22 protein-coding genes and 1 pseudogene are annotated in these 25,674 nt (G+C 64.1%); 5 read left to right on the top strand and 18 right to left on the bottom strand.

Annotated elements, in window-relative coordinates; genetic code table 11:
• The first annotated feature begins 298 nt into the window (after positions 1 to 298).
• Positions 299 to 1,312 (top strand): extracellular solute-binding protein, encoded by a 1,014-nt coding sequence (locus tag CAG44_RS00005; protein WP_085691362.1) that lies wholly within the window; start codon positions 299 to 301, stop codon positions 1,310 to 1,312.
• Positions 1,312 to 2,877: an iron ABC transporter permease gene (locus tag CAG44_RS00010; protein WP_013974423.1), complete on the top strand. Its 1,566-nt coding sequence runs from the start codon at positions 1,312 to 1,314 to the stop codon at positions 2,875 to 2,877. The genes CAG44_RS00005 and CAG44_RS00010 overlap by 1 nt, the downstream gene beginning before the upstream one ends.
• Before the next feature lie 102 nt (positions 2,878 to 2,979).
• Here CAG44_RS00010 and CAG44_RS00015 read toward each other — a convergent pair whose 3' ends face one another.
• The 14 genes and pseudogenes from CAG44_RS00015 to CAG44_RS00085 form a co-directional block, all read right to left on the bottom strand.
• Positions 2,980 to 3,447, bottom strand: coding sequence for a DUF2867 domain-containing protein (locus CAG44_RS00015; protein ID WP_085691363.1), 468 nt, complete (start codon positions 3,445 to 3,447; stop codon positions 2,980 to 2,982).
• Between the two features lie 206 nt (positions 3,448 to 3,653).
• Entirely contained in the window at positions 3,654 to 4,538 is an 885-nt protein-coding gene (locus tag CAG44_RS29235; protein WP_371034222.1) for a methyl-accepting chemotaxis protein, read from the bottom strand.
• A gap of 21 nt (positions 4,539 to 4,559) precedes the next feature.
• Positions 4,560 to 5,252, bottom strand: a pseudogene (locus CAG44_RS29240) (methyl-accepting chemotaxis protein); the annotation flags it as partial.
• 632 nt (positions 5,253 to 5,884) lie between these two features.
• Positions 5,885 to 7,177, bottom strand: coding sequence for an adenylosuccinate synthase (locus CAG44_RS00035; RefSeq protein ID WP_085587924.1), 1,293 nt, complete (start codon positions 7,175 to 7,177; stop codon positions 5,885 to 5,887).
• Between the two features lie 56 nt (positions 7,178 to 7,233).
• Entirely contained in the window at positions 7,234 to 8,421 is a 1,188-nt protein-coding gene (locus CAG44_RS00040) for an ATP phosphoribosyltransferase regulatory subunit (RefSeq protein ID WP_013974431.1), read from the bottom strand.
• Positions 8,422 to 8,722: 301 nt separating this feature from the next.
• Positions 8,723 to 9,592: a protease modulator HflC gene (gene hflC / locus CAG44_RS00045; RefSeq protein ID WP_013974432.1), complete on the bottom strand. Its 870-nt coding sequence runs from the start codon at positions 9,590 to 9,592 to the stop codon at positions 8,723 to 8,725.
• Positions 9,592 to 10,773, bottom strand: coding sequence for an FtsH protease activity modulator HflK (gene hflK, locus CAG44_RS00050; protein WP_025340824.1), 1,182 nt, complete (start codon positions 10,771 to 10,773; stop codon positions 9,592 to 9,594). The genes hflC and hflK overlap by 1 nt, the downstream gene beginning before the upstream one ends.
• A 96-nt stretch (positions 10,774 to 10,869) precedes the next feature.
• A complete protein-coding gene (gene hflX, locus CAG44_RS00055) occupies positions 10,870 to 12,171 on the bottom strand; it encodes a ribosome rescue GTPase HflX (protein ID WP_015272005.1) in 1,302 nt (433 codons plus the stop codon).
• A gap of 12 nt (positions 12,172 to 12,183) precedes the next feature.
• Entirely contained in the window at positions 12,184 to 12,444 is a 261-nt protein-coding gene (hfq, locus tag CAG44_RS00060) for an RNA chaperone Hfq (protein ID WP_003258160.1), read from the bottom strand.
• A gap of 94 nt (positions 12,445 to 12,538) precedes the next feature.
• Positions 12,539 to 13,510 carry a tRNA (adenosine(37)-N6)-dimethylallyltransferase MiaA gene (gene miaA / locus CAG44_RS00065; RefSeq protein ID WP_013974436.1) on the bottom strand — a complete coding sequence of 324 codons (972 nt, stop codon included), beginning with the start codon at positions 13,508 to 13,510 and terminating at the stop codon, positions 12,539 to 12,541.
• Between the two features lies 1 nt (position 13,511).
• Positions 13,512 to 15,410, bottom strand: a complete 1,899-nt coding sequence (mutL, locus tag CAG44_RS00070; protein ID WP_085691365.1) for a DNA mismatch repair endonuclease MutL — start codon at positions 15,408 to 15,410, stop codon at positions 13,512 to 13,514.
• Positions 15,407 to 16,837 carry an N-acetylmuramoyl-L-alanine amidase gene (locus CAG44_RS00075; RefSeq protein ID WP_075046528.1) on the bottom strand — a complete coding sequence of 477 codons (1,431 nt, stop codon included), beginning with the start codon at positions 16,835 to 16,837 and terminating at the stop codon, positions 15,407 to 15,409. The genes mutL and CAG44_RS00075 overlap by 4 nt, the downstream gene beginning before the upstream one ends.
• 11 nt (positions 16,838 to 16,848) lie before the next feature.
• Positions 16,849 to 17,307, bottom strand: a complete 459-nt coding sequence (gene tsaE / locus CAG44_RS00080; protein ID WP_153671421.1) for a tRNA (adenosine(37)-N6)-threonylcarbamoyltransferase complex ATPase subunit type 1 TsaE — start codon at positions 17,305 to 17,307, stop codon at positions 16,849 to 16,851.
• A gap of 2 nt (positions 17,308 to 17,309) precedes the next feature.
• Entirely contained in the window at positions 17,310 to 18,170 is an 861-nt protein-coding gene (locus CAG44_RS00085; protein WP_085691366.1) for an NAD(P)H-hydrate dehydratase, read from the bottom strand.
• A 65-nt stretch (positions 18,171 to 18,235) separates the two neighbouring features.
• Here CAG44_RS00085 and queG point away from each other — a divergent pair, with 65 nt between their 5' ends.
• Positions 18,236 to 19,300 carry a tRNA epoxyqueuosine(34) reductase QueG gene (gene queG, locus CAG44_RS00090; RefSeq protein ID WP_085691367.1) on the top strand — a complete coding sequence of 355 codons (1,065 nt, stop codon included), beginning with the start codon at positions 18,236 to 18,238 and terminating at the stop codon, positions 19,298 to 19,300.
• Positions 19,301 to 19,510: 210 nt separating this feature from the next.
• On the opposite strand, the gene CAG44_RS00095 is transcribed toward queG, so the two are convergent.
• The gene (locus CAG44_RS00095) at positions 19,511 to 20,122 is read right to left on the bottom strand and encodes a trimeric intracellular cation channel family protein (RefSeq protein ID WP_013974442.1); all 612 of its coding nucleotides are present in this window, start codon (positions 20,120 to 20,122) and stop codon (positions 19,511 to 19,513) included.
• Between the two features lie 100 nt (positions 20,123 to 20,222).
• Positions 20,223 to 20,765 carry an oligoribonuclease gene (orn, locus tag CAG44_RS00100; RefSeq protein WP_025340831.1) on the bottom strand — a complete coding sequence of 181 codons (543 nt, stop codon included), beginning with the start codon at positions 20,763 to 20,765 and terminating at the stop codon, positions 20,223 to 20,225.
• A gap of 143 nt (positions 20,766 to 20,908) precedes the next feature.
• Here orn and rsgA point away from each other — a divergent pair, with 143 nt between their 5' ends.
• Entirely contained in the window at positions 20,909 to 21,940 is a 1,032-nt protein-coding gene (gene rsgA, locus CAG44_RS00105; RefSeq protein ID WP_025340832.1) for a small ribosomal subunit biogenesis GTPase RsgA, read from the top strand.
• A 174-nt stretch (positions 21,941 to 22,114) separates the two neighbouring features.
• Here rsgA and motB read toward each other — a convergent pair whose 3' ends face one another.
• Positions 22,115 to 23,128 (bottom strand): flagellar motor protein MotB, encoded by a 1,014-nt coding sequence (motB, locus tag CAG44_RS00110; RefSeq protein ID WP_013974445.1) that lies wholly within the window; start codon positions 23,126 to 23,128, stop codon positions 22,115 to 22,117.
• A gap of 3 nt (positions 23,129 to 23,131) precedes the next feature.
• Complete coding sequence (gene motA, locus CAG44_RS00115) at positions 23,132 to 23,983, bottom strand: flagellar motor stator protein MotA (protein ID WP_015272014.1); 852 nt, start codon at positions 23,981 to 23,983, stop codon at positions 23,132 to 23,134.
• A 130-nt stretch (positions 23,984 to 24,113) separates the two neighbouring features.
• On the opposite strand from motA, the gene CAG44_RS00120 reads away from it, so the two are divergent.
• Entirely contained in the window at positions 24,114 to 25,649 is a 1,536-nt protein-coding gene (locus CAG44_RS00120; RefSeq protein WP_085691368.1) for an HDOD domain-containing protein, read from the top strand.
• The last annotated feature ends 25 nt before the right edge of the window (positions 25,650 to 25,674 follow it).

Genomic DNA, 25,674 nt, shown 5'->3' on the forward strand with positions numbered 1-25,674 from the left:
CCCGAAAGCTGGCCAGAATTGCATTCGCCTTGATGAAGACTCAAGGCGAATACATGAGCAAAGGGGGCAAAAAGCATTGCCCACAACCATAGAATCTCCCACAGGTATTTCACTCCCCTCAAGACCTGTGATGCCCCTGTGGGAGCGGGTTTACCCGCGAAGAGGCCAGCACAGCCAACACACCTTCAGACTCTTGCACCATGGTCTGACCATGAATTTCTCGTCACCCGGCCACTTGAGAAACGATTTCGTTTACCATTGTTTCCAAATATGTAGCCGTAAGCGAGGAAGTACCCGCATGACGATCCGCCCGCAACCGCTGATGCGTACCTTGGCCGCCGCCGTGCTGAGCCTGGCCATCGGCGCTCCGGCCGCCATGGCAGACGCACCGGTCACCCTGACCATGTACAACGGTCAGCACAAGGAAATCGGCGAGGCCATCGCCAAGGCCTACGAGGCCAAGACCGGCATCCACATCGATATCCGCAAGGGCAGCAGCAACCAGCTGGCCAGCCAGATCATCGAGGAAGGCGAGCGCTCGCCGGCCGACATCATCTATACCGAAGAGTCCCCTCCCCTGAACAACCTGGGCGAACTGGGCCTGCTGGCAAAGATCGACGACGCTACCGCGAACATGATGCCCAAGGAGTACGTTGGCGCCAACGGCACCTGGATGGGCATTACCGCCCGTACGCGCATCGTCGTGTTCAACCCGAAGAAGATCGACGAGAAAGACCTGCCGACCACAGTGATGGACTTTGCCAACCCCGAGTGGGAAGGCCGTGTCGGCTATGTGCCCACCAGCGGCGCCTTCCAGGAACAGGCCGTGGCCATCCTGAAGATGCACGGGCGAGAAGCCACCGAAGAATGGCTGACCGGCCTGAAGGCATTCGGCAAGACCTACACCAACAACATGGTCGCCCTCAAAGCCGTGGAAAAAGGCGAAGTGGCTGCGGTACTGGTGAACAACTACTACTGGTATGCGCTTGAGCGCGAGCGCGGCAAGCTGGACACCAAGCTCTACTATCTGGCCGATGGCGATGCCGGCAACCTGGTCACCATTTCCGGTGCAGCCGTGGTCAAGGCCAGCAAGCACCCGAAAGAAGCCCAGGCCCTGCTCAACTGGATGGCCAGCGAAGAAGGCCAGCGCGTGATCACCCAGACCACCGCCGAGTACCCGCTGCACAAAGGCATGGTCTCCGACCGTGGCCTGAAGCCGTTCGAAGACCTGCGCCCACCGAAGATCTCACCAGCCGACCTGGGCAATGCCGAGGAAGCGATCGAGCTTGAGCGCGAGGTCGGCCTGCTCTGATGACTGCCGCCCTGTCCGAGCCGGTGCCGGTACGCTTCGTACCGCGCCGCAAGCGCCCCTCCGTCTGGGTGGTGCTGCCTGTGCTGTTCCTGGTGGCGATGAGCTTGCTGCCTTTGCTGTACGTTGCCATGAAAGCCTGGGAGGCCGGCTGGCGCGAAGCCCTGCACCTGCTGTGGCGGCCGTTTGTCTGGGGGCTGATGCGCAACACCCTGATGCTGATGGTCGGGGTGACGCTGACCTGCATGGTGGTCGGCCTGGCCCTGGCCTGGCTGCTTGAGCGCAGCAACCTGGCCGGCCGTCGGCTGTGGGGCGTGGTGCTGTGCCTGCCGTTCGCCGTGCCGTCGTTCGTCAGCAGCTTCACCTGGGTGTCGCTGAGCTCGGACTTCGAAGGGCTGGGCGGGGCGATCATGGTCATGGCCCTGTCCAAGTACCCACTGGTGTTCCTGCCGGTGGCCGCGACCCTGCGCAACCTCGATACCTCGCTGGAGGAATCGGCACGTACGCTGGGCTGCAGCCGCTGGGGCGTATTCATCAAGGTCACCCTGCCGCTGCTATGGCCATCGATGCTGGGCGGCGCGCTGCTGATCGCCCTGCACATGCTGGTGGAGTTCGGCGCCTTGTCGATCCTCGGCTTGCAAACCTTCACCACGGCGATTTACCAGCAGTTCGAACTGGAGTTCAGCAATGCCAACGCGGCCATGCTGTCCGCCGTACTGTTGGCGATGTGCCTGGTGATGCTGTGGCTTGAACTGCGGGTACGCGGCAAGGCCCGTCATGTGCGCATCGGCCAGGGTGTGGCGCGGCGAGCACAACCGGTGCGGCTGCGTGGCTGGGCAGTGCTGGCGCAACTGTTCTGCGTGGGCCTGGCGGTGTTGGGCAGCGGTATTCCGCTGGCCATGCTCGGCTACTGGTTGAGCGTGGGTTCATCGGCGGCATTCCCTGTGGCAGCCATTTCCAAGGCGCTGTTCACCTCATTGTCGGTGTCGCTGGGGGGTGCCGGTTTCTGCGTGTTGCTAGCCCTGCCAATCAGCTTCCTGGTGGTGCGCTACAAGGGCCGCCTGGCAATTTGGGCCGAGCGCCTGCCATACCTGTTGCACGCCCTGCCCGGCCTGGTGATTGCCCTGACCCTGGTATTCTTCGCCCTGCATTACGTGCCGGCGCTGTACCAGACCACGGCACTGTTGCTGCTGGCCTATGCGCTGCTGTTCCTGCCGCTGGCGCAGTCGCCGGTGCGCACCGCACTGAACAAGGCTTCACCTACCCTGGAGGAAGCGGCACGGACCTTGGGCGCGAGCAGCTTTGCCGCGTTCTGCCGGGTGACCCTGCCGATCATCTTCCCGGCCATGGCGGCAGCCTTTGCCCTGGTGTTCCTGGATGCCATGAAGGAACTGACAGCTACCTTGCTGCTCAGCCCGACCGGCATGACCACCCTGGCCACCGAGGTGTGGGCGCACACGGCCAACGTCGAGTTCGCGGCGGCAGCGCCTTATGCGGCGTTGTTGATCGTAGTGTCGGGGTTGCCGGTGTATCTGCTGACTACGCGGATGTATCTGAACAAGGCTTGATCCGCGTCGCCTTCATCGCCGGCAAGCCAGCTCCCACAGGTACCGCGCCGCCCTTAGGCCTGTGCAGTACCTGTGGGAGCTGGCTTGCCGGCGATGAGGCCATCAGATGTTACGCAGCATCCGGCGGACGATTGGCCCATGCGCCTTGCCGACAGGCAGCATGTAGAGGCGGCCGAAGCGGTTGAAACACTGTACCGAGGTGGTCACGCTCAAACGCTGCTGGCCATCCCTCTGCTCATCCAGATCCATGCTCACCATCACCGCCAGGTGCGTGTCACGCGAGGTCAGGACCAATTGCTGGTCGCTGATTGCCTCGACCAGGAAAAAGTCCAGATGCTCACCCACTGCCGGCAAACGTTCGGGGCTGCGCGATGAGAAACCGTGGATAGCAGTGACATTGAAGCGGCGCGAGATGAAATCGCGCAGGCGAAAGGCTTTGGCCAGCCAGCCTGGGACGTCCGAAGTCATGGCGCAGTAGGCCTGGAGAGCGGTCATTGGCGCGCTGACATGCACGCTGTCGCAATGGAGGAAATCCAGGGCGGCCGGGGCGGCGACCAGTTGAGCTGACATGAACAACTCCGTTTGCCATGTGTCGTTGCCATCATAGCAACACTGCACCGCCAAAACTCGATGGCCTTGCACAAGTGCAGAAGCTTGCACTTGCCCTGTGGGAGCGGGTTAACCCGCGAACACCGGCGGAGCCGGTGCCATACACCGCGCCGTCTTCTTCGCGGGTGAACCCGCTCCCACAGGGATTGCGATTCACTTGCGAATTTCTATGCCCTGAATTGTCCCAGGCTGGCACGCAGCTGTGCCGCCAGGTCATCCAGCACCTTGCTGCTGGCGGTGGTCTGCATCACCACCTCGGCCGAGCGTTCGGCCTGGGCGTGTATGGTTTCCACCCGTCCACGCACTGCCTGCGCCCCGCTCGCCTGCTGTTCGGCCGCCCGGGTGGCCAGGCCGATGGCCGCGTGCACCTGCTCCACCGCTGCCTGCACCGACTGCTGGCGGCGCTCGTTGTCACGCAGCACCAGCAGCCCTTCGCTGGCCTTGAGCCCGGCCTGGCTGATGGTGGCCACGGCCTCCTTGGCCCCCTTCTGCAGCGCGGCGATATGCGCCTGGATATCTCCCGTGGAACTTTGCGTCTTGCTCGCCAGCGCCCGCACCTCATCGGCCACGACGGCAAACCCGCGCCCGGTTTCGCCAGCACGGGCGGCTTCGATTGCCGCGTTCAAGGCCAGCAGGTTGGTCTGTTCGGCGATGCCGTGGATAACCGTCAGCACCACTTCGATCTGCTCGCTCTGCTTGGCCAGGCGCTCGATCACCTGGGAGCCGGCCTCCACCTGCCCGGCCAGGTTTTCGATCAAACCGGCTAGCTGGGTCGATGTGCGGCTGTTCTCGTCAGTTGCCTGGCGGATATCCACCACCTGCTGCAGGGCTGCCTGCATCGCATGGCTTTCAGCCTGGGCCTCGTCGGCCATGCTCGACAGGTCGCGCAGGCTGGCCGCCACTTCGTCGCGTTGCAGTGCAGCGGCAGCATCGGCGCCGGCATTGCGCTGGGCCATCGCGCCAATCTCAACGCCGGTGCGCTGCGCCACCTCGCCCGCCTCGCGCACGATGGGTTGCAGCTTGTCGACAAAGCGGTTCACCGCCGAAGCCATGTCGCCAATTTCGTCGCGGCTGTCGAGGGGCACACGCTTGGTCAGGTCGCCTTCACCAGCCGCCAGGTCATCGAGGGCGGCAATCAGCAGGCGCAGCTTGCTCAGCACTCGGCGGCCAAGCACCACAGCCACCACCACCAGCACACCCAGGCCGACCAGCATCAGGCCCAGGCCGATACGCCAGCGCAGTTCGGCGGCAGCATCACGCACGGTCTGTGCGGTATTGGCCTGCATCGCGGCTGCGCTGCCCTGCGCCTTTTCAAGGCGCTCGCGCAAGGTCTTGCCACTGTCGGCTGCAGCACCGACCAGGCTGTCGCCGACCAGTTGCTCGCCGCTGGCGATCAGTGCGGCGAAGCGCTGGTCGAGGGCCTTGAGCTCCTGGTCGATGCCGGCGGTGGAAACGCCCATCACCACCTTGCCGATTTCTGCACCATTGGGGTTGATCGAGGCCTCGACGAAGTACACCGCCGGGTCGCGCCGGGCCGCGTCGATCACCTTGTCCAGCGCACGCTCGCCCTGGCCTTTGTCCATCAATGCCTGGTTGATCGGGTTTTGCCGGTTCAGGTAGCGAGTCAGGTGCTGGCCCTGGGCGTCGTCGTAGACCACGAACAGCACGTTAGGGTTGCGCTGGGCACGCCGGGCGAAGTCGGAGAGCACCGGCACGTCGTTGTCCCATATCGCCCGCGGTGCGACCGACGCCAGCAGCTCGGCCATATCGTTGGCGGAGTCCTTGAGGTTCTTTTCCAACGTGCTGCGCAGCTGCTGCTGCTCGCTTTGCAGGCGCGCCGACAAACCTGCGCTCAAGCGCTGGCGGGTGCTGCTGGAGAGGCTGTCGAGGCCTGAGCGCACGTCTTGCCCGGCTTGCTCCAGCTCACTGGCGAGCTGGCGGCTGTCATTGCCCAGGCGTTCGCCCAGGTCGGCTTCCAAGGCGGTGACCGTGCTTCGGGTAAGCGCAACGGCGACCAGCACCTGCACCAAAAGAGCGATACCAAGGGCAACAAACACAGGCCGCAAAAGGCGGCTTCGTAACAGTGAGAGGATGGCAGACACGGTGTAACCCTCGTGTTTTCTGGCGCCACTATTTTGATGGCATCTTCAGAAACTTCTTACAGCAAGGGTTGTGCCGGGGGCAGCAGGGATAAGTGCCAAGGTTCAGCAATGGGTTTTCCTGTACTGGCCTCTTCGCGGGCTTGCCCGCTCCCACAGGTACTCCACATGTCTTGAGGCCTGTGGTGTACCTGTGGGAGCTGGCTTGCCGGCGATAGGGCCGGGACAGGCATACCCCACAAATGAAAACGCCGCAGCCCCGTTCAGGGCCACGGCGTCAGATCAGCCTGGAAGGCAGATCAGGCGAACGGATGACGCAGAACGATGGTCTCGTTGCGATCCGGGCCGGTGGAGATGATGTCGATCGGCGCGCCGATCAGCTCTTCGATGCGCTTGATGTAGGCGCGAGCGTTGGCTGGCAGATCTTCCAGGGTTTTCACGCCCAGGGTCGACTCGCTCCAGCCTGGCATCTCTTCGTACACCGGCTCCAGGCCGATGTAGCTGTCGGCATCGGAAGGCGCGTCGATGACGGCACCGTTCTCGTTCTTGTAGCCAACGCAGATGTTGATGGTTTCCAGGCCATCCAGTACGTCCAGCTTGGTCAGGCAGATGCCCGAGATGCTGTTGACGTCGATGGCGCGGCGCAGGATCACGGCATCGAACCAGCCGCAACGGCGCGCACGGCCGGTGGTGGAGCCGAACTCATGGCCACGCTTGGCCAGGGTAGCGCCAGTCTCGTCGAACAGTTCGGTCGGGAACGGACCGGAACCTACGCGAGTGGTGTAGGCCTTGGTGATACCCAGGATGTAGTCCAGGTACATCGGGCCAACGCCAGAACCGGTGGAGATACCGCCAGCGGTGGTGTTGGAGCTGGTGACGTACGGGTAGGTACCGTGGTCGATGTCCAGCAACGAGCCCTGGGCACCTTCGAACATGATGTCCTTGCCGGCGCGACGCAGGTTGTGCAGCTCGGCGGTGACGTCGAGCATCATCGGCTTGAGCTGTTCGGCGTAGGCCATGCATTCGTCCAGGGTCTGCTGGAAGTCGATGGCCGGCTCTTTGTAGTAGTTCACCAGCTGGAAGTTGTGGTAGTCCAGCAGCTCACCCAGCTTGGCGGCGAAACGCTCGCGGTGGAACAGGTCGCCCACGCGCAGGCCGCGGCGTGCGACCTTGTCTTCGTAGGCTGGGCCGATACCACGGCCGGTGGTGCCGATCTTGGCTTCGCCACGGGCTTTTTCGCGGGCCTGGTCCAGGGCAACGTGGTACGACAGGATCAGCGGCGCAGCCGGGCTGATGCGCAGGCGCTCGCGCACTGGCACGCCCTTCTCTTCCAGCTTGGTGATTTCACGCATCAGGGCATCCGGGGCAACGACCACGCCGTTGCCGATCAGGCACTGTACGCCTTCACGCAGGATACCGGACGGAATCAGGTGCAGAACGGTCTTTTCACCGTTGATCACCAGGGTGTGACCCGCGTTGTGGCCACCCTGGTAGCGCACTACGGCGGCAGCATGTTCGGTCAGCAGATCGACGATCTTGCCTTTGCCCTCATCACCCCACTGGGTGCCCAGGACGACGACATTCTTACCCATTACATTGGTCCTCATTCACGCAAACTTGGTTGCCGGCCTACTGCCGGCGCAGAAACTCACTGGGCCAGCGGCAGAACCTGCCAGCGCCCGTCTTGCTGAATCAATTGCCGATCACAATCCGCCTCGAGAGCAGCACTCAACGGCTGGCCAGGCAGGGCCTGGACCACACGCTGGCCCTCGTTGCGCAACTGGCAGACTTGCTGCCAGAGGGCCGCGTCGCCACTGTCCGGCATCCAGATGCCGCCAGTTGGCAATACGACCTCCGCTCGCCCCAGTGTGACCAGGGTCTTCAAATCCGTGGAGAAACCGGTGGCCGGGCGGGCCCGGCCGAAATCGGCGCCGATGTCGTCATAGCGCCCGCCCTGGGCGATCGATTGACCTTCGCCCGGCACGAACACGGCGAACACCACGCCAGTGTGATAGTGGTAACCGCGCAGCTCGCCGAGGTCGAAGTACAGCGGCAGGTCCGGGAAGCGCGACGCCAGGCGATCGGCGATCGCCAGCAGGTCGTCCAGCGCCGCCAGCACGCTGGCCGGGGCACGGCCCAGGCGCACGCGGGCTTCGGCCAGCACTTCGCGGCCACCGCACAGCTCGACCAGCGCGCGCAGCATGTTGCCCAAGTCCTTCGGCAGGTCGGCGGTCAGCACCTGAACTTCATCCACGGCCTTGCGCTGCAGGGCGTCGAACAACTGCTGCTCGACCGCGCCGGACAGGCCGGCAGCACGGGCCAGGCCGCGGTAGATACCGACGTGGCCGAGGTCCATGTGCACATCCGGCACATCGGTCAGTTGCAGCGTGGCGAGCATCAGGCTGATGACTTCGACATCGCTGGTGGGGCTGGCATCGCCGTACAGCTCGGCACCCAGCTGGATCGGGCTGCGCGAGGTGGACAGGGCACGCGGCTGGGCGTGCAGTACGCTGCCGGCATAGCACAGGCGGCTCGGGCCTTCACGGCGCAGGGTGTGGGCGTCGATACGCGCCACCTGCGGGGTGAAGTCGGCGCGGAAGCCCATCAGGCGGCCGGACTGCGGGTCCACTACCTTGAAGGTGCGCTGATCCAGGTCCTGGCCGGCGCCGGTGAGCAGCGACTCCAGGTACTCGATATGCGGGGTGACGACCAGTTCGTAGCCCCAACTCTGGAACAGGTCCAACACCTGGCGGCGCGCGATCTCGATACGCGCAGCCTCAGGTGGCAGTACTTCCTCGATGCCATCTGGCAGCAGCCAGCGGTCTACCGTTGCCATTACGCCATTTCCCCTCTGGTCCGGGCGGCTTGCCAGCAGGCTAGCCGTCAGTAAAGCCGGTATCGCGCACAGCAGCGGGCAGCACTGATCCCAGCGCAGCCACCGTACCCGACACCCTCGAATTGCCTTGCGACCTGACCAAACCGTCAACTGGCGGTTTGCCAATCAACCTTGCAGACGCAAAAAAGCCGGGAAATTTCCCGGCTGCCTCATCATACACCCCTTTTCATTCAGGATGCACCCCGCCTGGTGTTTTAGCTGCCAGGCGGGGCGCCGCTGCATGAAAATCAGGGCCTGAGCATCACGGCCTGCTCTTGTCCAGGAAGCGGAAGAACTCGTTCTTCGGGTCCAGGACCAGCACGTCGCTCTTGCTCGAGAAGCTCTCGCGGTACGCCTGCAGGCTACGGTAGAACGCATAGAAATCAGCGTCCTGGGTGTAGGCCTTGGCGTAGATGGCGGCCGCCTGGGCGTCGCCGTCACCGCGGGTTTCCTCTGCTTCGCGATAGGCCTCAGCCAGCAATACGCGGCGCTGACGGTCGGCATCGGCACGGATACCTTCAGCCAGTTCGTTACCCTTGGCGCGGTGCTCGCGGGCTTCACGCTCACGCTCGGTGCTCATGCGGTCGAACACGCTGCGGTTGACTTCCTTCGGCAGGTCGATGGCCTTGACGCGCACGTCGACCACCTCGATACCCAGCTCCTTGGCGGCCATGCGGTTCAGCGAAGCAGTGATGTCAGCCATCAGCGCGTCACGTTCACCGGAAACCACTTCGTGCAGGGTACGTTTACCGAACTGGTCACGCAGGCCGCTTTCCAGACGACGCGACAGACGCTCGTCGGCGATCTGCTTCATGCCGGACGTGGCAGTGTAGAAGCGTTCGGCGTCCTTGACGCGCCACTTGGCGTAGGCGTCGACCATCACCGCTTTCTTCTCCAGGGTCAGGAACCGCTGGGTCGGGGCGTCGAGGGTCATCAGGCGGGCGTCGAACTTGCGCACCTGGTTCACGTACGGAATCTTCACGTGCATGCCCGGCTGGACATCCGCCTGGACCACCTTACCGAAGCGCAGCAGTACCGCACGTTCGGTCTGGGACACGATGTAGAAGCTGTTCCAGGCCACGATGGCCAGGACCACGGCGGCGATCAGGGCGATCAGCGATCTATTGCTCATCAGCGGCTCTCCCTAGTGCGCAGTGGCTGCTGTTGCTGTTGCAGGTCCTGCGCCGCACGCGCGGCCGCATCGTTGACCGATGGCGACACACTGGCGGTCGGCGCGGACGGGTTGCGGCTGCCTTCGACCATCTTGTCCAGCGGCAGGTAGAGCAGGTTGTTCTGCCCGTCCTTGGTCGCCACCATGACCTTGCTCGAATTGCTGTAGACCTCTTGCATGGTCTCCAGGTACAGACGCTGACGGGTCACGTCAGGTGCCTTGCGGTACTCGGCGACCAGCTTGGTGAAGCGGTCGGCCTCACCCTTGGCGCGGGCGATGACTTCGTCGCGGTAACCGTTGGCGTCCTCGATGATGCGCTGGGCCTGACCACGGGCTTCCGGCACCACGCCATTGGCGTAGGACTCGGCCTGGTTGCGGGCACGCTGCTCGTCTTCGCGGGCACGGATCACGTCGTCGAAGGCTTCCTGCACTTCACGCGGGGCTGCCGCGCTCTGCACGTTGACCTGGGTAACGCTGATACCGGTGCGGTAGGTGTCGAGGAAGCGCTGCAGGCGCTCGCGGATATCCACGGCCATCTGCTCGCGGCCTTCGGTCAGCACCTGGTCCATCGAGGTGGAACCCACCACGTGGCGCAGGGCACTGTCGGTCGCGTGCTGCAGGCTGACCTCAGGCTGGTCGACGTTGAGCACGAAGTCCTGCAGGTTGCTGATCTTGTACTGGACGGTCAGCGGTACCTCGACGATGTTCTCGTCTTCGGTCAGCATCTGGCCCTGCTTGGTATAGGCACGCTCGCGCGTGACGTTCTCCATGTACTTGCGATCGATCGGCGGGAAGTAGATGTTCAGGCCGGGACCGACCGTCTCATAGTACTTGCCGAAGCGCAGCACCACGGCCTGCTCCTGCTCGTCGACCACGTACACGGCGCTGTACAGCCAGATAGCAGCCAGCACCGCCAGGCCGATGCCCAGCAGGCCCAGGCCACCGCCCTTGCCGACATTGCGGTCACCGCCGCCACGTTTCTTGCCACTGCCGAACATGCCGTTCAGGCTGTCCTGCAATTTGCGGAAGGCCTCGTCCAGGTCCGGTGGACCTTTCTTGTCACCACCGCCGCCACCGCCATTCCGGCGACCGCCCCAGGGATCCTGATTGTTCGAGTTGCCACCCGGCTCGTTCCAAGCCATAGCGCTCTCCATCTGATAAAGCAAAGACGCGCCCACGGCGCGCCGTCCAATGCTACAGAATGCCTGTCACTGCTGCCCGGCGACCTCGACGAGCATTTATTGCAAAGTGTGTTGCTCGACAAACACTTGCGGCTCCATGCCTTCGCGACTGACCAGGCGATTCAGTTCGACCATGGGCAGTCGCACGCTCAGCAGGCTGCGCCCTTCTTCATCATGCTCTTCACTCTGCACGGCACCCAGGGCAAAGAATTGCGCGCGCAAGCGGGCAAAACGCTGCTCCAGACACAGGGTACCGACAAACAGATCATCCCCCAGCAACTCGGCAATCGCCTGGCCGACCAGCTCCAGGCCACGCCCATCGCGTGCCGATACCCAGACCCGTTCCGGCTTGCCATCGGCATTGCGCTGGATCTGCGGCTCGACATCTTCGAGCAAGTCGAGTTTGTTATACACCTCGAGGATCGGCAACCCTTCGGCACCAATCTCGCCCAACACCGCCAGCACCTGCTCGATCTGCTCCATGCGCTCCGGCTCATGGGCGTCGATCACATGCAGCAACAAGTCGGAGTTGCTCGACTCTTCGAGCGTAGCCCGAAATGCCTCGACCAGCTTGTGCGGCAGGTGGCGAATGAAGCCCACGGTGTCGGCCAGCACGATCGGCCCCAGGTCGTTCAGTTCGAGCCGGCGCAGGGTCGGGTCGAGGGTGGCGAACAGCTGGTCCGCGGCATACACCTCGGATTCGGTCAGGGCGTTGAACAGCGTGGACTTGCCGGCGTTGGTATAACCCACCAGCGATACCGACGGAATGTCCGCACGCTTGCGCCCGCGGCGCGCCTGCTCGCGCTGGCTGCGCACCTTCTCCAGGCGTGACTTGATCTGACGAATGCGCACCCGCAACAGGCGGCGGTCGGTTTCCAGCTGGGTTTCACCCGGGCCACGCAGGCCGATACCACCCTTCTGTCGCTCAAGGTGGGTCCAGCCGCGCACCAGCCGCGTGCTCATGTGCTCGAGCTGGGCCAGTTCGACCTGCAGCTTGCCTTCATGGGTACGCGCCCGTTGGGCGAAGATATCGAGGATCAGCCCGGTACGGTCGAGCACACGACACTCGAACACACGTTCGAGGTTGCGCTCCTGACTGGGCGTGAGGGTGTGATTGAAAATCACCAGGTCTACCTGTTCGGCATGGACCAGGTCGTGCAACTCTTCGACCTTGCCACTGCCAATCAGGTATTTGGCGGAAGGCTGATGCCTTGCCACCGTGACCAGCGAGACGATGTCGGCACCGGCCGACAATGCCAGCTCCTGGAACTCCTGCGGGTCTTCGCGCGCCTCAGGGTTCTGACCTTCCAAGTGAACGAGCAACGCCCGCTCACCACCACCGTGGCGCTCAAAGAACAATGCAGGCTCCTATCAGGCGTTGCCTGGCTCGCTGTCGCCGTGTTCGGAATCGGACGGGCTTGGCAGACGAACCGGACGGGCAGGAACCACGGTCGAGATGGCGTGCTTGTAGACCATCTGGCTGACGGTGTTCTTCAGCAGTACCACGAACTGGTCGAAGGACTCGATCGAACCCTGCAGTTTGATGCCGTTGACCAGGTAGATGGATACCGGGACCTTTTCTTTTCTCAAGGTGTTCAAGTAAGGGTCTTGTAGCGAATGCCCTTTTGACATATGCCGCACTCCTGTAAGGATAAATAATAGAAAATCAAGAAAATCGATAAATTAGGCCGCCCCTTCGCAAGAATAGACGGCAATCAGCAGGGACTCAGCTCAATATGGAGATGGCCCCAAGGTATTTCAAGGTGCGGGACAGATTGTCGCAGGCCAGGCTGTCAAGCCAGTGTACTTCGGGCCAGCCACGCAACCAGGTGAACTGCCGCTTGGCCAGCTGCCTGGTGGCAATGATACCGCGTTCACGCATCTCATTCTCAGTCAGCTTGCCGTCCAGGTAATCCCAGACCTGCCGATACCCCACTGCCCGTATAGACGGCAGCCCGGCGTGCAAGTCACTTCTGGCTCGCAGCGATCGGACCTCGTCGACGAAGCCCTGTTCCAGCATCTGTGAAAATCGTAACGCAATTCGCTGATGCAAAATGTGACGATCTGTAGGAGCAATCGCCAAACTCGCGACAGTATAGGGCAAATGTCCGCCAGCGCCTGCGTCTGCGCCGCGACTTTCCGCGAATTGACGCTGTCGATGTGCCGTCATGCTCTCGCCGCTTACCCGGTAAACCTCCAACGCCCGGATCAACCGCTGCGGGTCGTTGGGGTGGATACGCGCCGCCGACTCAGGGTCAACCTCGGCCAACTGGCGGTGCAACTCGGCCAGGCCCAGCGCTTCGGCCTGGGCTTCCAGCTCGGCACGCACCGCGGCATCGGCCGCCGGCATGTCGGCCAGGCCATCGATCAACGCCTTGTAATAGAGCATGGTGCCACCCACCAGCAGCGGGATCTTGCCGCGCGCGGTGATCTCGGCCATGGCCTCCAGGGCATCGGCACGGAACTGCGCAGCCGAATAGCTCTCGGCCGGGTCGCGAATGTCGATCAGCCGGTGCGGGTGAGCGGCGAGGATTTCTTTCGACGGCTTGGCCGAACCGATGTCCATGCCGCGGTAGACCAGCGCCGAATCGACGCTGATCAGCTCGCACGGCAGTACTTTGGTCAGCTCGATGGCCAGGTCGGTCTTGCCGGCCGCCGTCGGGCCCATCAGGAATATTGCAGGGGGCTTGCCGCTCATTTCATCGACCGCGCAGGAAGAGTTTGTCCAGGTCATCCAGGCCCATCTGGGTCCAGGTGGGGCGACCATGGTTGCACTGGCCGCTGCGCTCGGTGTTTTCCATGTCACGCAGCAGGGCGTTCATCTCGGGGATCGCCAGGCGCCGGTTGGCGCGCACGGCGCCGTGGCAGGCCATGGTGCCGAGCAGCTCGTTGAGGTGCGCCTGGATACGGTCGCTGGTGCCGTATTCCATCAGGTCGGCGAGTACATCCTGCACCAGTCGGTTGGCCTCAGCCTGCTTGAGCAAAGCCGGGATCTGGCGGATGGCCAGGGTCTCGGGACCCAGCCGCTGCAGTTCGAAGCCCAGCCGCTGGAACCACTGCGCGTGCTCTTCGGCGCAGTCTGCTTCACGCTGGCTCAGGGCCAGGGTCTCGGGCACCAGCAGCGGCTGGCCGCTGAGGCCTTCGCTGGCCATGGCTACCTTCAGGCGCTCGTACATGATGCGCTCATGGGCCGCATGCATGTCTACCAGCACCAGGCCGATGGCGTTCTCGGCCAGGATATAGATGCCCTTGAGCTGCGCCAGCGCGTAGCCCAGCGGGGGAATGTCACCCTGGCTTTCAGGCAGAGCCGTCGTCGGCGCCGCGCCTTCATCCAGCGGTTTGTAAAACTCGCGATACACCGCCTGTGCCTCGGCGGCTGGCAGCGGCTGCGAGGGGCGCGGGGTGTACTGGTACTGGTAACCCGCGCCACTGCCGCCACTGGAAAACGACTGCTGCGGGGCTCGCGGCTGCTCGAGCACCGGCGAGGCCAGGCGCATTTCGCCCTGGGGGCCGAACTCACCGGCCTGCTGGCCCGTGGGGCGGAGCACTTCGGGCACGGCAGCAGGCGCCGCCAACTGGTCTTCCGGGCGCACATCGGCAAGGGCGCGATGCAGGGTGCCATACAGGAAGTCGTGTACCGAGCGCCCCTCGCGGAAACGCACTTCGTGCTTGGTCGGGTGCACGTTGACGTCGACGCCGTTGGGCTCCAGCTCCAGGAACAGCACGAAGGTCGGGTGCCGACCATTGAACAGCACGTCGCGGTAGGCCTGGCGCACGGCGTGGGCGACCAGCTTGTCGCGCACCGCACGGCCGTTGACGAAGAAATACTGCAGGTCTGCCTGGCTGCGCGAGAAGGTCGGCAGGCCGACCCAGCCCCACAGACGCAGGCCATTGCGCTCCACATCGATCGGCAGCGCCTGCTCCATGAAGCCCGGGCCGCAGATGGCGCCCACCCGCCGCGCACGGGCGGTTTCATCGTGGGCCTCGTGCAGGCTGAGGATGCTCTTGCCGTTGTGGCGCAGGTGGAAGCCGACATCGAAGCGCGCCAGCGCCAGGCGCCGTATCACTTCCTGCAGGTGATCGAATTCGGTTTTCTCGGCCTTGAGGAACTTGCGCCGGGCCGGGGTATTGAAGAACAGGTCGCGCACTTCCACCGAAGTACCCACCGGGTGCGCCGCCGGCTGCACCCGCGGGGTCATGTCGCGGCCTTCGGTTTCCACCTGCCAGGCCTCGGTAGCACTGGCGGTACGCGAGGTCAGGGTCAGGCGCGCCACCGAGCTGATCGAGGCCAGGGCCTCACCACGGAAGCCCAGGCTCAATACCCCTTCCAGGTCTTCCAGCTCGCGGATCTTGCTGGTGGCGTGACGGGCCAGGGCCAGCGGCAGGTCGTCGGCGGAAATGCCGCTGCCATCGTCACGCACCCGCAGCAGCTTGACGCCGCCCTGCTCCACTTCCACGTCGATACGCCGGGCGCCGGAGTCCAGGCTGTTCTCCAGCAACTCCTTGGCGACAGAGGCCGGCCGCTCGACAACCTCACCGGCGGCAATCTGGTTGGCCAGCCGCGGGCTGAGCAGCTGGATGCGCGAACCGCCACTCATTGCGAGGCCAACGTGGTAGCGGGGATATCGAGGCGCTGGCCGACCTTCAGCTCATCGGTCTTGAGGCTGTTGGTGCTGCGCAGGCTGGTCACGCTGACCTGGTAGCGCACGGCAAGCATCGCCAGGGTCTCGCCAGGGCGTACCGTGTGCTCACGCGGGCCAGCGGCGATCTTGCCGGTGTCGCGCAGCCAGGCGATGTAGGTGCCAGGCGGCGGGTTCTGCTGGAAGTACTGGCGCACACCGGTGTGGATCGAACGGGCCAGGGCCTGCTGATGGCTGGCGGTGGCCAGTTTGGCGGCTTCGTTGTTGTTCGAGATGAACCCGGTTTCAACGAGGATCGACGGAATATCCGGCGACTTCAGCACCATGAAGCCGGCCTGTTCCACCCGCTGCTTGTGCAGCGAGGTAATGCGGCCCATGTTGCCCAGCACCTTCTGCCCGACATTGAGGCTGGAGCTGAGCGTGGCGGTCATCGACAGGTCGAGCAGCACGCCGGCCAGCATGCGGTCCTTGTCGTCGAGGCTGACGTTACCGGCACCACCGATCAGGTCGGAACGGTTTTCCGTGTCGGCCAGCCAGCGCGCGGTCTCGGAGGTAGCGCCGCGGTCGGACAGGGCAAACACCGAGGCGCCAAAGGCGGCGCGGGACGGCGCAGCGTCGGCGTGGATCGAGATGAACAGGTCGGCGCCCTTCTTGCGGGCGATTTCCGTGCGCTTGCGCAGTGGGATGAAGTAGTCGCCGGTACGGGTCAGCTCGGCCCGGAAGCCTTTTTCGCTGTTGATCTGGCGCTGCAGTTCCTTGGCGATCTGCAGCACGATGTCTTTTTCATGCTGGCCACGCGAGCCGGACGCACCCGGGTCTTCGCCGCCGTGACCGGCGTCGATGGCAACCACGATGTCACGCTTGCCGTTGGGAACCGGCGGCAGCTTGATGGCAGGCTGGGCCGGGGTCACCGGTACTGCCGGCGTGGTTGCAGGCGTTGGTGCCGGAGTCGGGGCCGGAGCCGGCGCGCTGGCCGCAATGGCGTCAGCCTCCTGGTCGTACAGGTCGACCACCAGGCGGTTGCCGTACTGGGCGTTGGGCGCCAGGGTGAAGCTTTTTGGGGTGACCGATTTTTTCAGGTCGACCACCACGCGCAGGTCGGTCGGGGTGCGCTGAGCCGAACGCACGCTGCTGATCGGCGTATTGGAGGTAGCCACGTTCAGTGGCGCGGCCAAGGTCGCGCCATTGATGTCGATAACCAGGCGATCAGGTGCGCTCAGGGTGAAGACGCTGTGCTGCACGGGGCCAGACAGGTCGAAGACCAGCCGCGTGTTGTCCGGCGCGCGCCACAGGCGCATGCTCTTGACTTGAGTGACGGCCAGAGCGTCAACGGTCACCGTTGTCAGCAGCAGCCCAACGATGGCGACCAGTGCGCGTATGCGCATACCTACCCCACTTACTGTTTATAGTGTTCGGCCAGTGCAACGCACCAGGCCTCGCCGCGAGCCCCCTGCGGCGAAAGGATCAGCGAGCGTCCGCCCGCTTGGGGGCTTATGGTAATGGTCAGGTCGGGCTTTGGCAAAACGCCCGCACCCTTTTGTGGCCACTCGAACAGGCACAGCGGGTCGCCCTCGAAATAGTCACGAATGCCCATGAACTCCAGCTCTTCCGGATCGACCAGGCGATACAGGTCGAAATGGAACGCCCGCACCTCACCGATCTCGTAAGGTTCGACCACGGTGAAGGTCGGGCTTTTCACCGCACCAGTATGGCCCAGGCCACGAATCAGGCCACGCGACAGCGTGGTTTTGCCCGCGCCCAGGTCACCTTCCAGAAAAATCACGCCGTGACCGCCGGTCACCTCGGCCAGTTGTGCGCCGAATTTGACCGTGGCCGCTTCATCGGCCAGAAACAGGTTTAAGCCAGACACGCAGAATGCTCCTCCAACAACTCACGAATGACCGGCGCCAGATCGCTGGCAGCCAGGCCTCTACCTTTAACGCCCAGACGCTCGCCGGCACAGGCGTGCAGCCATACCCCCAGCCCCGCGGCATGCCAGGCATCCAGGCCCTGGGCCAGCAGCGCCGCCAATACACCGGTCAGCACATCGCCCAGGCCGGCACCGGCCATGGCCGGGTGGCCACGTTCGCACAGCAGCAGCTGCCCGGCCGGGTCGGCCACCAGAGTGCCGGCCCCCTTGAGCACGCAGACGCTGTTGTAACGGCGCGCCAGCTTGCGTGCGGCACCCGCGCGGTCCGCCTGCACAGCCTCGGTGGAAATGCCCAGCAGCCGCGCCGCCTCCCCGGGGTGTGGGGTAAGGATGCTGCCACTGGGCAGGGCCAGCGGGGTGCGCGCCAGCAAATTCAGGGCATCGGCGTCCCACACCTGCGGGCGCTCGGCATTGGCCACCGCCGACAGCAGGCTGCGGCCCCAGGCTGCCTGGCCCAGGCCTGGGCCGACCACCAGCACCGAAGCGCGCTCCAGCACGCCCATCAGCTGGTTGGCCGAAGTGGCGCCCAAGCACATGACCTCGGGCAGGCGCGCCAGGCTGGCAGTCACGTGTTCAGGCCGGGTCGCCACGCTGACCAGCCCCGCGCCACAGCGCAGGGCGGCCTCGGCACTGAGCAGCACGGCGCCGCCGGTACCGAGGTCGCCACCGACCACCAGTACATGGCCGAAGTCGCCTTTATGGGCGTGCGCATGCCGTGCCGGCAGGTGCGCGACAGTCACGCTGCTGAGCAATTGAGGGGTATGGCTGGGGTGTTTGGTCTGCGGCATGGGGTCAAAGGCTCCAATGTCTGGCAGAATTATACGCACCTGAGCCCGTATTGCCTTGCCCATCCATGTCCGCCTGTACGCCTGACCTCGCCCAACTGGCCCAATCGATCAAGATTTGGGGCCAAGAACTCGGTTTTGCCCATGTCGGCATCGCCGGGGTCGACCTTGGCGAACACGAACACCACCTGCAGCGCTGGCTCGACGCCGGCTACCAGGGCGAGATGGATTACCTGGGCGCCCACGGCAGCAAACGCGCGCACCCGGAGCAACTGATCCCCGGCACGGTACGCGTGGTATCGCTGCGCATGGACTACCTGCCCGGCGACACGCAGATGGCGCAGCGCCTGGCGCAGCCGGAAAAAGCCTACGTATCGCGCTACGCCCTGGGCCGGGATTACCACAAGCTGGTGCGCAAGCGCGTGCAGTTCCTGGCCGATCGCATTCAGCAAGCCATCGGCCCGTTCGGCTACCGCGCCTTCGTCGACAGCGCTCCGGTGCTGGAAAAGGCCCTGGCCGAGCAGGCCGGGCTGGGCTGGATCGGCAAGAACACTCTGCTGCTCAACCGCAAGGCGGGCAGCTACTTCTTCCTCGCCGAGCTGTTCGTCGACCTGCCGCTGCCGGTGGACGAAGCCACCACCAGCGAACACTGCGGGCGCTGCCAGGCCTGCCTGGACATCTGCCCGACCCAGGCCTTCGTCGGGCCGTATGTGCTGGATGCACGGCGCTGCATCTCCTACCTGACCATCGAATTGCGGGGGCCGATCCCCGTCGAGTTGCGCTCGAAGATGGGCAACCGGGTGTTCGGTTGCGATGACTGCCAGATCGTCTGCCCATGGAACCGCTTTGCCAGGCATAGCCAGGAACAGGACTTCCAGCCACGGCACGGGCTGGAGAATGCCGAGCTGGCGGAGATGTTCCTGTGGGATGAAAGGACCTTCCTGCGCAAGACCGAAGGCGGGCCATTGCGCCGGGCCGGGTATGAGCGCTGGTTGCGCAACCTGGCGGTGGGGCTTGGCAATGCGCCATCGACGATCCCGGTGATCGAAGCGCTGAAGGCGCGGCGCGAGGATGCCTCGGAGCTGGTGAGGGAGCATGTGGAGTGGGCGCTGGCGCAGCACGGCATTCAATAGCGGTAGCCCCAGAGCCTGCGCAATCCTTGTAGGAGCGGGCGTGCCCGCGAACACCGGCGGAGCCGGTGCCATACACCGCGTTGGCCGCTTCGCGGGCACGCCCGCTCCCACAAGGAAGGTGACACACTCTCGAATATTGTTCCCTGTGCGACAGCGCAGCCCCAAGGGCTGGGCAATCTCCCACAGGGGCCATGTTGTGCCGGAACTGCGTTACTGCTGGTCGTTGTAGTGGAACTTGGGCATTTCCCAATGGAACCGAATCGCCAGCAACCGCACCAGGAACCCGCCAAACAAGGTCAGCAACATCGCCTGCTCCGCCGGCACCTTGAAATACACGCAGCCCAGGTAGAACCAAGCCGCGGCAAACGAGACACTGGCGTACAGCTCGCGGCGGAATACCAGGGGAATGTCGTTACAGAAGATATCTCGCAAGATCCCGCCAAATACCCCGGTGATGACCCCGCTGATCGACGCCACGAGCATGCCCTGCCCCATCTCCAGTGCGGTCATGCAACCGATCAGGGTAAAGGCCACCAGCCCCAGGGCATCGAGCACCAGGAACAGCGAGCGCAGGCGGCGCATCATCGGCGCAATGAAGATGGTCAGCAGCGCCGCACAACTGGTCAGCACCAGGTATTCCGGGTGCTTCACCCAGGTCAGCGGGTAATGCCCGAGCAGCACGTCACGCACCGAGCCGCCACCCAGGGCGGTGACGCAGGCAATCAGCACCACGCCGAACCAGTCCATGCCGCGACGGCCGGCAGACAACGCGCCGGTCATGGCTTCGGCGGTGATGGCGATGAGGTAGAGCATCAACAACATGGTGCGGGGTCCGTGCGGGCGTGCGAGAAAGGCGCGCAGTCTAACCAGTTGCCCATGGCACCAAAAGAGGGCGCAGATACAATATCTGCGCCTTTTCGGCTCACACCTTGATGAAGTGCTCGCGATAGTGGCGCAGTTCGGCGATGGATTCGCGGATGTCGTCCAGCGCCAGGTGGGTGTTGCCCTTCTTGAAGCTGTCACGCACGTCAGGTGCCCAGCGTGCAGCCAGCTCCTTCAGGGTCGAAACGTCCAGGTTGCGGTAGTGGAAGTAGTTTTCCAGGTTGCGCATGTGCCGGTACAGGAAACGGCGGTCCTGGCAGATGCTGTTACCGCAGATCGGCGACTTGCCTTTCGGTACCCACTGCTCGAGGAAGGCAATGGTCTGCGCCTCGGCTGCGGCCATGTCGACCTTGCTCTCGCGTACGCGCTGGGTCAGGCCCGAAGCGCCATGGGTGCGGGTGTTCCACTCGTCCATGCGCGCCAGCACTTCGTCACTGTGGTGGATGGCGATCACCGGCCCTTCGGCCAGAGTGTTCAGTTCGCTGTCGGTGACGATGGTGGCCATCTCGATGATGACGTCGCTGTCCGGATCCAGGCCGGTCATTTCCAGGTCGATCCAGATCAGGTTCTGTGGGTTTTGCATGCGGGGGCTCCTCGTATAGGCCGTCATAGTAGCGTAGTGGCCAAGGCACGCCCATTCACGGCGCGAAGGTAAGCCAAATGGTCCGGCGCCTGGCGTGCTAAACTGCGTGCCGTTTTCAACCTGCCCCCACGCACGGAATCTTCATGGCCAAACGCCAGCTCAATCGCCGCCAGAACTGGCGCATCGAAAAAATCCAGAACGAGCGCGCCGCGCGTGCGGCCAAACGCGAACAGCACGTGCTGCAGGAACTGGAGGGTGGCGACCTGGGGCCGGAGCAACTGGGCCTGGTGATTGCGCACTTCGGTGTGCAGGTAGAAGTGGAGGCCCAGGACGGCGAAGCCGCGGGCCAGGTATTCCGCTGCCACTTGCGCGCCAACCTGCCGGCGCTGGTTACCGGCGACCGCGTGGTATGGCGCTCGGGCAACCAGGGCATTGGCGTGATCGTCGCGCAGATGCCGCGCAGTACCGAGCTGTGCCGGCCGAACAACCACGGCCAGCTGAAGCCGGTGGCGGCCAACGTCGACCTGATCGTGATCGTCTTCGCCCCCGCGCCCGAGCCGCACCCCAACCTCATCGACCGTTATCTGGTGGCGGCGGAGCACGCCGGCATCCGCCCGCTGCTGCTGCTGAACAAGGCCGACCTGATCAACGACGAGAACGGCCCGGGCCTGCATGCGCTGCTGGAGGTTTACCGCGAGCTGGGCTACCCGCTGCTGGAGGTCTCGGCCCACCACGGTGACGGCATGCAACGCCTGCAGCAGATGCTCGACGGCCACATCAGCGTGTTCGTCGGCCAGTCGGGGGTGGGCAAGTCGTCGTTGGTCAACAGCTTGCTGCCGGACGCCGGCACCCGTGTCGGCGACCTGTCGGAGTGGTCTGGCCAGGGCACCCACACCACCACCACCGCGCGGTTGTACCACTTCCCCAACGGTGGCGACCTGATCGACTCGCCGGGCATCCGCGAGTTCGGCCTGGGTCACGTCAGCCGCAGTGATGTGGAGGATGGTTTCATCGAGTTCCGCGACCTGTTCGGCACCTGCCGCTTCCGCGACTGCAAGCATGATCGCGAACCGGGCTGTGCGCTGCTCAAGGCGCTGGACGAGGGGCGTATCAAGCAGCAACGGATGAACAGCTACCGCTCGATCATTGCCAGTTTGCCGGAAGACGCTTACTGACCACTTGCGCCACAGGCTCTGCATAAGGCTCGAGGGCTACGCCAATCCTGTGGGAGCGGGCGTGCCCGCGAAGCAGGCACCTCGGTGGTTGGCACGGGCTTCGCCCGTGTTCGCGGGCAAGCCCGCTCCCACAGGGTACGCGCTGGCTTCAGCTACAGCGCGATCCTGCAGGGTTTACTGGTCCTTGGCCTCATCCATCTTCAGCGTCCCCTCTTCGAAGATGTTCAGCTTCTGGCGCAGTTCACGCGGCTGCATGGGGGCCTGCCCGGCCTCCCCTGGCGCCGCCGGTGCCGCAGCGGCCGGCGGCGCAGGCTCGGCAGCCGGTGCTTCTGGCGCGCCCTGCTCGCCTTCGATATTGCGCTGGGCCTTTTTGGTCAGCACGATGATGTCGATGCGGCGGTTGACCGGGTTGAACGGGTCCTTGCGATCGAACAGGGACGACGAGGCATAACCCACCACCCGCGCCACCTGGCCATCCGGGTAGCCGCCGGCCACCAGTGCACGGCGCGCGGCGTTGGCGCGGTTGGCCGACAATTCCCAGTTGCCGAACTCGCCACTGCCGGCATAAGGCTTGGCGTCGGTGTGGCCACTGATGCTGATCTTGTTCGGCACCGCCTTGATGGTGTCGGCCATGGCCAGCAGGATGTCCTCGAAGTACGGCTGCAAGCGCGCGCTGCCAATGTCGAACATCGGCCGGTTCTCGGCGTCCATGATCTGGATGCGCAGGCCGTCCTGGGTGATCTCGAACAGGATCTGGTCCTTGAACTTCTGCAGCTGCGGGTTCTCTTCCACCTTGTTCTGCAGTTCCTGCAACAGCAACTCCAGGCGCTCACGCTCGACCTGCTCGGCCATGGTCTCCACCTGGTCCTTGTCCAGCTGGATGCTGGTATCAGGCGTCGGCTCCGACTTGGCTTCGGGGTTGATGGTCTTTTCCGGCGCCAGCTGAGGCGAGCCGCCCAGGTCGATGACGTAGGGCGTTCCGCTTTCCGAGAAGCCGATCGGGTCCTTGAAGTAGCCGGCAATGGCGATCTTCTGTTCTGGTGTGGCCGTGGACAACAGCCACAGCACCAGGAAGAACGCCATCATCGCCGTGGCGAAGTCGGCGAAGGCGATTTTCCAGGCGCCGCCGTGGTGGCCGCCGCCAAAGCGCTTGACGCGCTTGACGATGATGGGCTGATTGTTCTCCATGACTCAGCGACCGCGAACCGCTTGTTCCAGTTCGGCGAAGCTTGGGCGGTGCTTGGGGTACAGCACCTTGCGCCCGAACTCGACCGCCAGCGAAGGCGGCATGCCCGAGGCCGAGGCCACCAGCGAAGCCTTGATCGATTCGTAGAGGTTCAGCTCTTCCTTGGCATCGTGCTCCAGGCACTTGGCCAATGGGCCGAAGAAGCCGTAGGCCGCCAGAATACCGAAGAAGGTACCCACCAGTGCCGCACCCACATGGAGGCCGATGGAGGCCTGGTCACCGTCGCCAAGCGAGGCCATGGTCACCACGATACCCAGTACCGCCGCAACGATACCGAAGCCGGGCATGCCGTCGGCGATGCCGGTCACCGCATGGGACGGGTGCTCCAGTTCTTCCTTCATGCTCAGCAGTTCCATGTCGAACAGGCCCTCGAGCTCGTGCGGGGCCATGTTGCCGGTGGACATGATGCGCAGGTAATCGCAAACGAACGCGGTCATGCGTTCATCGGCCAGCACCGTCGGGTACTTGGCGAAGATCGGGCTGGCGGCGGCATCCTCGATGTCGGCCTCGATGGCCATCATGCCTTCGCGCCGGCTCTTGTTGAGGATCTCGTACACCAGGCCCAGCACTTCCAGGTAGAAGGCATGAGTGAAGCGCGAGCCGAACATCTTCATCGACTTCTTGATGACGTGCATGGTCATGTGGCCAGGGTTGGCCTGCAGGAATGCACCAAAGGCCGCACCGCCGATGATCAGTACTTCGAACGGCTGGATCAGCGCCGCGATCTTGCCGTGGGAAAGCACGTATCCGCCGAGCACGCTCGCGAATACGACGATGATGCCGATAATTTTAGCCATAGGTTCAAAGCACTTGCTGTCGTGGTCAGGGGAAGAGACGGGAGCTTTAAAACTCTTCTTCTACTTATCGGCAGAACTGCGCCAGACTATAGCCACTCAATGCGAAAAGCCAGTTCGGACTGATGTCAAAATGCCAATTGAAACCAAGGTGCCCGCTCAGGCTCCACGTACGCTAGAGGCCTGGGTAAAGCTGCTCGAGAGTGTTCGCATCCCCGTGCCGAAGCACAGCTACGACCGGGTCATGGCCGCCATCCACGATAACCGCCGCTCGCTGCGCGATATCGCCGAACTGATGCAGGATAGCCCGGCACTGGTGCTGTCGGTGATGCGCGAAGCCAATCACCCCACCAATGCCAGCCTTGCAGAGCCCGCCGAAAGCCTGGAAGTCGCCCTCAACCGCCTGGGCCTGGAGCGCAGCGAACAGCTGCTCAAGCGCCTGCCAGCAGTGCCCGTCGAAGAGATCCCGCCGGTACTGTGCCAGTTCCAGCTGATCAGCCAGCACGCCTCGCAGCAGGCCAACGGCCTGTTCGCCAGCCGCCTGGCACGGCTGTGGCAGGAAATCCACTGGGGCAGCCTGTTGTTCCTGTCGCCACTCTGGCCGCTGGCGCTGGCCTACCCCAAGCTGCTCGATACCTGGGAACTGCGGGTTATCCACAAGGGCGAAGACGCCGCCCATGTCGAGGAAGAACTGTTTGGCGTGCGCATCATGGAGCTTTGCCAGACCATGGCGGAGTACTGGCGCCTGCCACAATGGGTGACCCAGGGTTACCGCCTGTTGCTGGAAGAACGCGAACAACTGGCCCAGGTGCTCAGTATCGCCCGCGACCCGGACCTGCTCAGCCAGCAACACCGCCTGGACGCCGAGCCTGGCCTGCGCCGCTGGTTCAACCAGCCGGCCAACACCGTGCTGCTGGCCAACAACCTGGCCCTGGCGGCACAGGTGGGCTGGGACAACCCGCACCTGCTGCGCTGGCAGCTGTTGACCGCACTGTACCTGCAGACCTCGCTGGAAGACGTGCAGCAGCAGGTGCACCAGCAGGCTGCGGCCAGCGCCCGCCGCCATGCCCAGCATGCCCTGTTCCACCCGGCCGAAGCGCTGATCTGGCCCTGGCACCAGCGCCGTCCGCACCCAGACATGCTGGCTCCGCCACCGCCCACCAGCGACGAACTGGCGCGCTGGCGCAAGCTGTGCCAGGACCTTCTGGCCCAGCCCAGCCCGTTCACCAACAGCGTGCACCTGGCCACGCAGGTTATCGAGGCCCTTCTGGCCTCTGGCATGCAGCGGATCCTGCTGCTGAGCCTGGACAAGGCCAACGACCAGCTGCGCGTGCAGCAGATGGCCGGCCTGCCCAAGGAAGCCGGGGCGCTGGTACTGCCGGTGGCGCAGAACAAACTGCTGCAAAAGCTGCTAGCCAAGGCCGGGCAATTGCGCATCACCCCGGAAAACCACAGCCAGTTCTCGGCCCTGCTGCCGGCCCCGCTGCGTGCCTTGTTCCGCAGCGAGCACGTGCTGCTGCGCTCGCTGGCGGTGGCGGACCAGGTGCTGATGCTGATGGTGGCTGACCAGGGCTGCCGGCCGCTGGCCGACATCAGCGTGCAAGCCTTCGGCAAGACCGCACAGTGCACCGAACGGGCGCTGTCGGTGTTTGCCAACCGCAAGGCCTGAGCCTTGCGCTACAATCGCCCCTCTT

This window comes from Pseudomonas sp. B13(2017), assembly GCF_002113245.1.
In the GTDB taxonomy this organism is placed as follows: domain Bacteria; phylum Pseudomonadota; class Gammaproteobacteria; order Pseudomonadales; family Pseudomonadaceae; genus Aquipseudomonas; species Aquipseudomonas putida_Z.